This window comes from Streptomyces sp. N35 (assembly GCF_016464295.1).
GTDB lineage: Bacteria > Actinomycetota > Actinomycetes > Streptomycetales > Streptomycetaceae > Streptomyces.
This window is the reverse complement of the sequence record NZ_JAEIMH010000049.1, coordinates 1-8,292: the sequence shown is the minus strand read 5'-3', so window position 1 is coordinate 8,292 and position 8,292 is coordinate 1. Positions and strand designations below refer to the sequence as shown.

The following is an 8,292-nucleotide window of genomic DNA, read 5'->3' as shown; positions in this document are numbered from 1 at the left end:
CGGCTCGCGGTGGGGGGCGCGCGGCACGCGGCTTCACGGGCCTTCACGGCTGACAGCCGTTGGGCTACCAGCAGGACGAGGTGTCCTTCATGCCCGCGGCGGCCGCACGCGGCGGCGCGAACGGGGCACAGGACTTCGAGAGCGGGCGGGCCGGCACGCCCGCGCGGTCCGAGGCGGCACGCGGCGCCACCGCGAACTTGTCGGTGATCTTCGGGTCGCGGAGCACCGCGGCGTGCACGACCGTCACATCCGCGACGTCCGTACCGAGGACGCTCGCGTGGATGCCGTTGATGTACCCGCTCGTCGCCTTCGGGTCGTACTTGTACGCGCCGTTGGGACCCTTGGTCGGGTTGCCCTTGACGTCCGTCGTGACCTGCTCGTTGGTGGTGGCCAGGGCGAGCGGCGCCTGGGTGTAGTCCTCCGGGATGCGCACACCGAGGTTGACCGCCCAGATCGGCGGGATGTCGATGATGCGGGTGCCCGCCACCGAGATGTAGCCGCGGGCGGCGCCGCCCGTGAAGGCGACGGGCTTGCCCGGCTGGGAGTACGCGGAGACCGTGATGCCCTCGACATGGACACCGAACGGCGAGAGCTGGGTGCCGCCGGTCGGGTTCTGGATGTACGGCAGGCCGATGTCGACCGCCGCGCCGCCGGCGTCCGCGTACACCTCACCGCGTGCCGGTACGTCTCCCTTGCCCGAGGTCGTCGCCGGGTGCGCGTGGCCCATCGCGCGGGAGTACAGCGCCGAGACCTTGCCCAGGCCGATGCCCATGGGTGCCAGGTTGATGAGCTCACGGCCGCCCGCGTGCTGCTTGGGCGCCTGCGGGGTGATCGGGTAGTGGGACTGGAAGAGCTTGGTGTCGATGATCTTGCCCAGGCCCTTCACCCGCACCAGCCAGGCGTCGGCCTGGACGCAGTCCTTGGTGTCCACGACCGTTCCCCAGTCGTCGACACCGCCGGGTGCGTGGGCGGCCTGCGCGGGGAGTGTGGCGGTGAGCACTGCGGTCAGGGCGACGCCCGCTGTCAGCAGGGCGCGGGACCCTGAAATGCGCCATGAGGCCATGGCCGACCCTCTCTTTCGGTGAATCTCCCGGGAGTGGGTCCCGGGTGGGTTCTTCGGGAGCTGAAGGGAGCTGCAGTCGATCTGAAGGGGGAGGAAGCAGCCGAGAAGATCGACCACTGATAGTTAGAGGCTCGCTACGCAGTGCGATATCCGCATGCCGGAGGGGCCATCTGGGGGCGGCTCGTCACTGTGCGTCGCCACCGCTCGCGTCGGCCTTGTCCGCACCACCGGTCCCGCGGTGCAGCACCGCCGCGTGCCCCACCGTCATGTCGAGCGCCACAGGGAACAGCAGGGTGATGTGGGCCGTGTTCGCGAAGCCGCTGGTGGCCCCCGGCTCGGGGGCGTACCGGCCGTCCTTGCCCGCGGTGGGATGGCCCTGCGCGTCGGTGGTGATCTGCTCGTTGAACGTGACGAGACCCCACGGCGGCAGCTTCTTGTCGGCGGGAATGCGCAGGCTCGTGTTCGGCTTCAACGGGCGCTCGAGCGTGAGCAGTTCACGCCCGAACGACATCACCCTGCCGCCCTTGATCTCCGTACGGAACTCGGCCGCGCGGTCCGGGTGCCCGACCGCCGTCGTCACCGCGTCCCGCAGATCCAGCAGGACCGGCAGCCGCTTCGTGTCCACGGGTTTGCCCGCCGCCTTCAGATACGGCATGCCCAGCTCCGCACGCCCGAGCTTCGCCTCGGCGTGCACGGAGCCGTCCTTCATCCACGTACGCGTCGAAAGCCGGTGCAGACTGCCGAACGAGTACTTCTTCCCCAGCTCGAGGGGCTTGGCCGCACCGCTGACGGCGGCGGGCGCGTCGGGCAGTGCCGGCAAATGCGCCTCGGTGAGCCGGGCGTCCCCGTGGGCGTTCCCGCCGCGCACCCGCAGCGTCCAGGCGTTCGCCTGGGCGGGAGTGTCGTCGTCGGCGACGGTGCCCCAGTGGGTGGCGGGCAGCGGCTGCTGCGGAGGCGGCGGCGGAGCGTGGCGGGTGCGCGGCGGCTTGAAGAAGCCGAACCCCAGATCGAGGGCGCCGTGCACGATGTCCGCGACGCCGGCGAACATGCCTTCGTACTCCGTGTACCCAGGGTGGTCCGGCAACGCGGGCAGCTCAGGGGTGTCGGGGAGCTCGGGCTCGATCAGCTCGGGAACCTCGGGCTTCTCGGGAACGGGTACGTTCCCCTCGCCCTGCGGCTGGCCGTCCTCGTTGACCTGGATCCCGCCGGGCGGCGGGAACGGGGGCGGCTGGAGCCCGGTGGCGTAGGCGCCGGAAGCGAGCGCCGACAGGGAGAGCGTCAGGGCGACGGTGGTCACAACGGCCGTACGCGGGCGGGACGTTCGGGTGCTGGGTGGCATGGGGGACCCCCTGGTCCTGGGGTTGGGATGCTGCTGCGGGGGGACGGCTCAGTTCGCTGCGGGCATCGGCAGCGTCGTGACCGGCTTCTCGGCCGGCTTCGGGGACAGCTGCTTGGCCGCGTCCTTGATCATGTCGATCAGGGCGGGCACCTTCGGCAGCTGCGACTTGAACTTGTCCGTCAGGGCGGGGTCACGGATGACGGCGGCGTGCGCGTACGTCACGTCGGCGACGTTCGGACCGAGCACGCTGGCGTGGATGCCGTTGACATAACCGCTGGTCGCACGCGGGTCGTACGCGTACTGACCGTCCTTGCCCTTGGTAGGCACGCCCTTGTTGTCCGTGGTGATCTGCTCGTTCGTCTGCGCCAGCACGAACGGGGCGTTCGGGTCGTTGCGGCCCGCGGGAATGGTCGCGCCCAGGTTGACCGCCCACAGCGGCGGAATCTCGATGATCTTCTCGCCGAACATCGACAGCTCACCCGAGGCCGCGCCGCCCTGGAACTCCACGGGCCGCCCCGGCAGCGAGCGTGCGTGGACGTCGAGCGCGTCCACGCGCACGCTCAGGCCCTGCAGCGGCGTGCCGACCAGGCCCTCCACGTACGGCAGACCGATGTGGACGCGGCCGCCGCCGGCGTTGGCGTACGCGGCACCGGGGACCGGGATGGTCTCCTTGCCGGACTTGCTCCGCGGCAGCTTGTTGGTGAACGAGTGCGTGTAGAGCGCCGAGACCTTGCCCAGGCCGACGCCGCCGACCGTGAGGTCGACGAGGTTGCCGCCGCCGGCGCTCTCGCCCTGTGCCTTGGGGTGACCGGGCGAAGCGGACTCGAAGAGGCGGGCGTTGATGATCTTGCCCACGCCCGTGACGCCGACGAGCCAGGAGTTCGCCTGCACGCCGTCCTTGGTCTCGACGACCGTGCCCCAGCTGTACGCGTCGTCGGCCTCGTCGGCCTGAGCCGTACCCATGGCGGTGACCGCCACCGTCAGTGCGAGTCCGGCCGCGGTCGCGGCGCGCAGACCCGTGGTGTGCCATGCAGACATAGCCACCCAATTCCTTCCCTGCGGATGAAGGTCGATAAATCGACCACTGTCCGTAAGGGCACCATCGCTCTGGGTGACGCGCACGCCGTGCGAAGGCATCCGGGTCAGGGCGGCCGGGGGCGGCCCGGGGCGGACCCGGGGGGCCGTCAGTCCACGACCTCGCCGACCCGCTCCTTCTCGGCCAGCCGGATCACACACACCGTGATCGCGATCATCAGCGAGGGGTCGGCCTCCTCCCGTACGACATCGACGCCGTACGTCTCGCGCACCCGCAGCCACCGCCGGGAGATGTGCGCGAGCATCTCGCCCTCGTACTCGACGACGAACTCGCGGTCGAGGATCTTGCCGCTGACGTCCAGCTCGGTGCCGTCGACGAGCTGGACGCGGTAGTGGTTGCGCAGCAGCGAGAACCGCTTCTTCTTGACCGTGGCGAGCGCCTCGCCGCCGCGCTCGATGGTCATCGCGTCCCGCAGGCTGAACATCTTGGCGCGGATGTCGATGAGCACCCGCCCCTCGGGATCCTTGAGCTCGAAGGTCTCCTTGATCCGCATGGCCTTGCCGTCGACGAAGAACGCCTTGCGGCCCTGCTCGTCCTCGATCCAGTAGTCGTCACCGATGGCGAAGAGCTTGTCGCGTACGAGATATTTCATGCCGGGATCCGTACCCGCTGCCCGCCCGTCGGCCATGCGCCGCCCGAGTGGCAAGCTTGAACCATGAACGACGCAGCCCCGGCCCCCCGCCGCGCCCGAGTCCGTGCCCCCGAGCTGATCGGCAAGGGCGGCTGGCTGAACACAGGAGGCAAGGAACTCACCCTTGCCGACCTGCGCGGACGCATCGTCATCGCCGACTTCTGGACGTTCTGCTGCATCAACTGCCTGCACGTCCTCGACGAGCTCCGCGAGCTCGAGCAGAAGCACGCGGACACCGTCGTGATCATCGGGGTGCATTCGCCGAAGTTCGTGCACGAGGCCGAGCACGCGGCCGTCGTCGACGCCGTCGAGCGCTATGAGGTGCACCACCCGGTGCTCGACGATCCGGAGCTCGCGACCTGGAAGCAGTACGCCGTACGGGCCTGGCCGACGCTCGTCGTCATCGACCCCGAGGGCTATGTCGTCGCGCAGCACGCCGGCGAGGGCCATGCGCACGCGATCGAGAAACTGGTCGAGGAGCTCGAGGCCGAGCACGAGGCGAAGGGCACGCTGCGGCGCGGCGACGGCCCCTATGTCGCGCCCGAGCCGGTCGCCACCGATCTGCGCTTCCCGGGCAAGGCGCTGCTGCTGCCCAGCGGCAACTTCCTCGTCTCCGACTCGACCCGGCACCAGCTGGTGGAGATGGCGGCCGACGGAGAGACGGTCGTACGGCGGATCGGCAGCGGTGAACGCGGCTTCGGGGAGCGGGAGTTCAGTGAGCCGCAGGGTCTCGCGCTGCTGCCCGACGGGCGCGTGATCATCGCCGATACGGTCAATCACGCGCTGCGGACGTACGACCCGGAAAGCGGCGCGATCGAGACCGTGGCCGGCACCGGACGCCAGTGGTGGCAGGGCTCGCCCACCTCGGGGCCGGCGCGCGAAGTGGACCTCTCCTCGCCGTGGGACGTGGCGTGGTTCGACGGGCTCGTCTGGATCGCCATGGCCGGTGTGCACCAGCTGTGGACGTACGACCCGCAGAGCGGGACGGTCCAGGTCGCGGCGGGCACGACCAACGAGGGCCTGGTCGACGGGCCCGCCGCCGAGGCCTGGTTCGCGCAGCCCTCCGGTCTCGAGGCCACCGAGGACAGGCTGTGGATCGCCGACTCGGAGACCAGCGCGCTGCGCTGGATCGACCGCGACCGGACCGTGCACACGGCTGTCGGCACCGGTCTCTTCGACTTCGGCCACCGCGACGGCGCCGCCGAACAGGCCCTGCTCCAGCACCCGTTGGGCGTCACCGCGCTCCCTGACGGATCGGTCGCGGTCAGCGACACGTACAACCACGCGCTGCGCCGCTACGACCCCGCGACCGGCGAGGTCACCACCCTGGCGACGGATCTGCGCGAGCCCTCCGACGCGGTCCTGGTCGGCGAGGACATCGTGGTCGTCGAGTCCGCCCGCCACCGTCTGACCCGGCTGCGGCTGCCCGACGAGGCCGTACGGGTGGAGGCGGTCGCCCACCGTACGCAGCGCGCCGCGACCGAAGTCGCCCCGGGCAAGCTCCAGTTGGACGTGGTCTTCCAGGCCCCGGCCGGCCAGAAGCTGGACACCCGGTACGGCCCGTCCACCCGTCTGCTCGTCTCGTCCACCCCGCCCGGGCTGCTGCTCGCCGGCGAGGGCGCGGGCACGGATCTCGCCCGCGAGCTGGAGCTGGACCCGGCCGTGGGCGAGGGCGTGCTGCACGTATCGGCGATGGCGGCGTCCTGCGACGACGACCCGGCGAACGAATATCCGGCCTGCCACGTCCACCAGCAGGACTGGGGCGTCCCGGTCCGCCTCACCGAAGGCGCGACGGACCGGCTGGCGCTGGTGCTTGCGGGGATGGACGCGTAGTCCCCGAAAGAGACGCCCTAGCCGAGCGCCAGGTCCATCTCCTGCTGCCAGTAGGACACCTTGGGCTCGTAGATGAACAGGTCGTTCACCTTGACCGTGTCCGGCTGGCCGAGCTGGACCGTCGAGCCGTCGGCGCCGACCTTCTTGATCAGGTCGACGGAGAGGGTCTTGGCGTGCGGCTTGGTGCCGTCGTCCGCCTGGTCCGCCGGGCTCGTGTTGAGCCCGGCGTACGCGGAGGCGCCGGGCTTCAGCGTGACCACGGCCTGCGGCCTGGTGTCCTCGCGGCCCTCCGCCGTGCCGTCGAGGTCGGGGCCGAAGCTGACGACCGGGTAGTGCAGCACCGTGCAGGTGCGCTTGCCGGTGTTGGTGAGCGTGATCAGCTGGTAGTTGACCGGGCGCGGAGCGGCGGTCACGGTCAGCTCGGTCTCCGCGTTGGTGCACGGCCCCGTCCTGCCGCCGCCGCCCGTGCCGGGCTTGGTGGAGGGCTTTCCGGCGGGGACGGTCTTGCCGCCGTCGTCCTTGGTCGGGGTGTCCGACGGGTCCTGCGTCTTGCCCGACCCCTTCGACGACCCCTTCGAGGACGAACTGCCCCCGGACGGCTTGGACGACTTGCGCCCGGACCCGGAGTCCGAGCAGCCGGTCAGGACCATACCGACAGCGGCCGTTCCCGCGATGACGAGCGCGGCGCGCCGACGCAACGTACCCATGAATCAATCCCCCGTGCTTGAAGTGCGGTCAGTGGGTACGGAGTTCGTACCGTCCCGCGCTCCAAGACGAGGATCGCCGCGCCTCAGTTCCCTCGCACCTCGTCCGTACGCCTCACTCGTAAGTACGCCCGGTCTGACGGTCGTCGACCACGGTGCCGCCGGGGGTGATGACCCGCCGCTTGCGTGCCGCCGAGCTGAAGGCCGCGACGCCGATGATCCCGACGAGCATCAGGATGATGCCCACGATGTCGAGATTGACCCCCTGCATCTCCCAGTTGGTCGCGAACGTGAGGATGGCGCCGCCTGCGATCAGCAGGATGCATCCGCCCATGCCCATGAGTTCCGCCTCCCTGTACCTGGCTGTTCCGGCACTCCGGGTACCCGGCGCCGGAACAGCCATGCAGAGAAGAGGAGTTCAGGACTCCAGGAAGGCCGTCAGCGCGCTCGCGAGCAGATGCGGGTCGTCGGATCCGCACAGCTCGCGCGCGCTGTGCATCGACAGGATCGCGACACCGATGTCGACGGTCTTGATGCCGTGCCGCGCCGCCGTGATCGGGCCGATCGTGGTGCCGCAGGGCATCGCGTTGTTCGAGACGAAGTGCTGGTACGGGACGCCCGCGCGCTCACACGCGTCGACGAAGACCGCACGGCCCGAACCGTCCGTCGCGTAGCGGTTGTTGACGTTGACCTTGAGGATCGGACCGCCGTTGGCGCGCGGGTGGTGCGTCGGGTCGTGGCGCTCCCCGTAGTTGGGGTGGATCGCGTGCCCGGTGTCGGAGGACAGGCAGACGGTGCCGGCGAAGGCACGGGCCTTGTCCTCGTAACTGCCGCCGCGCGCGAACACGGAGCGCTCGAGCACACTGCCGAGCAGCGGTCCGTCGGCGCCCGTGTCCGACTGCGACCCGTTCTCCTCGTGGTCGAAGGCGGCGAGGACCGGGATGTACGAGAGGCCGTCGGAGGCCGATGCGGCGGCCAGGGCGGCCGTGGCGGCGTGCACGGACAGGAGGTTGTCCATCCGCGGCCCCGCGAGCAGCTCCTGGTCACGGCCGAGATAGGCGGGCGGCTCGATGGAGTGCACCATCAGATCCCAGCCGGTCACGTCACCGGCCTCGATCCGGTTCTCCTCCTCCAGGAAGGAGATCAGATCGCCCTCGTGCGGCTCGCCGAGGCCCCAGATGGGCTGCATGTGCTTCTGCTTGTCGAGCTGCAGCCCCTTCTCGTAGATGGAGCGGTCCATGTGGATCGCCAGCTGCGGGACGCGAAGCAGCGGCCGCCCCACGTTCACGAGCCGGGTCGTTCCGTCGCGCAGGGAGAGCCGCCCCGCGAGCCCCAGATCGCGGTCGAGCCAGGAGTTGAGCAGCGGTCCGCCGTAGATCTCCACGGCGACCTGCCGCCAGCCGTACGCACCGGTGTCCGGCAGCGGCTTCACGCGCAGGTTGGGGGAGTCGGTGTGGGCACCGACGATACGGAACGGGGTGTGCGCCGAGGCGCCCTCCGGCACGTACCAGGCGATGATCGCGCCACCGCGCAGGACGTACTTGCCGCCGCTCGTGCCATCCCACTCGGCCGCCTCGTCGGCCTGACGGAACCCGGCCTTCTCCAGCCGCTCGGCGGCGGCGGCCC

At 70.4% G+C, this 8,292-nt stretch carries 8 protein-coding genes; 1 reads left to right on the top strand and 7 read right to left on the bottom strand.

Features of this window, described 5'->3' with window-relative positions:
• Nucleotides 1–64: 64 nt before the first annotated feature.
• The 4 genes from JAO81_RS25185 to JAO81_RS25170 form a co-directional block, all read right to left on the bottom strand.
• Entirely contained in the window at nucleotides 65–1,063 is a 999-nt protein-coding gene (locus JAO81_RS25185) for a hypothetical protein (RefSeq protein ID WP_199550208.1), read from the bottom strand.
• Nucleotides 1,064–1,247: 184 nt separating this feature from the next.
• Complete coding sequence (locus JAO81_RS25180) at nucleotides 1,248–2,402, bottom strand: hypothetical protein (protein WP_199550207.1); 1,155 nt, start codon at nucleotides 2,400–2,402, stop codon at nucleotides 1,248–1,250.
• A gap of 48 nt (nucleotides 2,403–2,450) precedes the next feature.
• Nucleotides 2,451–3,440, bottom strand: a complete 990-nt coding sequence (locus tag JAO81_RS25175) for a hypothetical protein (RefSeq protein ID WP_199550206.1) — start codon at nucleotides 3,438–3,440, stop codon at nucleotides 2,451–2,453.
• 146 nt (nucleotides 3,441–3,586) lie between these two features.
• Entirely contained in the window at nucleotides 3,587–4,090 is a 504-nt protein-coding gene (locus JAO81_RS25170; protein ID WP_165334912.1) for an LURP-one-related/scramblase family protein, read from the bottom strand.
• A gap of 63 nt (nucleotides 4,091–4,153) precedes the next feature.
• Between JAO81_RS25170 and JAO81_RS25165 the strand changes: the two genes are divergently transcribed.
• Nucleotides 4,154–5,962 carry an NHL domain-containing thioredoxin family protein gene (locus JAO81_RS25165; RefSeq protein WP_199550205.1) on the top strand — a complete coding sequence of 603 codons (1,809 nt, stop codon included), beginning with the start codon at nucleotides 4,154–4,156 and terminating at the stop codon, nucleotides 5,960–5,962.
• Between the two features lie 17 nt (nucleotides 5,963–5,979).
• Here JAO81_RS25165 and JAO81_RS25160 read toward each other — a convergent pair whose 3' ends face one another.
• The 3 genes from JAO81_RS25160 to JAO81_RS25150 form a co-directional block, all read right to left on the bottom strand.
• On the bottom strand, nucleotides 5,980–6,669 hold the full coding sequence (locus tag JAO81_RS25160; RefSeq protein ID WP_199550204.1) for a DUF4232 domain-containing protein: 690 nt from the start codon (nucleotides 6,667–6,669) through the stop codon (nucleotides 5,980–5,982).
• A gap of 112 nt (nucleotides 6,670–6,781) precedes the next feature.
• Nucleotides 6,782–7,006 (bottom strand): DUF6458 family protein, encoded by a 225-nt coding sequence (locus JAO81_RS25155; RefSeq protein ID WP_165334909.1) that lies wholly within the window; start codon nucleotides 7,004–7,006, stop codon nucleotides 6,782–6,784.
• Nucleotides 7,007–7,084: 78 nt separating this feature from the next.
• Nucleotides 7,085–8,292, bottom strand: a 1,208-nt coding sequence (locus tag JAO81_RS25150; protein ID WP_199550203.1) for a M18 family aminopeptidase, incomplete at its 5' end; no start/stop codon positions are given.

Excerpts from the sequence above, each read along its gene's own strand:
- JAO81_RS25165 (WP_199550205.1), top strand. The coding sequence starts at position 4,154 with ATGAACGACGCAGCCCCGGCCCCCCGCCGCGCCCGAGTCCGTGCCCCC.
- JAO81_RS25170 (WP_165334912.1), bottom strand. The coding sequence starts at position 4,090 with ATGAAATATCTCGTACGCGACAAGCTCTTCGCCATCGGTGACGACTAC.
- JAO81_RS25175 (WP_199550206.1), bottom strand. The coding sequence starts at position 3,440 with ATGTCTGCATGGCACACCACGGGTCTGCGCGCCGCGACCGCGGCCGGA.
- JAO81_RS25160 (WP_199550204.1), bottom strand. The coding sequence starts at position 6,669 with ATGGGTACGTTGCGTCGGCGCGCCGCGCTCGTCATCGCGGGAACGGCC.
- JAO81_RS25155 (WP_165334909.1), bottom strand. The coding sequence starts at position 7,006 with ATGGGCATGGGCGGATGCATCCTGCTGATCGCAGGCGGCGCCATCCTC.
- JAO81_RS25180 (WP_199550207.1), bottom strand. The coding sequence starts at position 2,402 with ATGCCACCCAGCACCCGAACGTCCCGCCCGCGTACGGCCGTTGTGACC.
- JAO81_RS25185 (WP_199550208.1), bottom strand. The coding sequence starts at position 1,063 with ATGGCCTCATGGCGCATTTCAGGGTCCCGCGCCCTGCTGACAGCGGGC.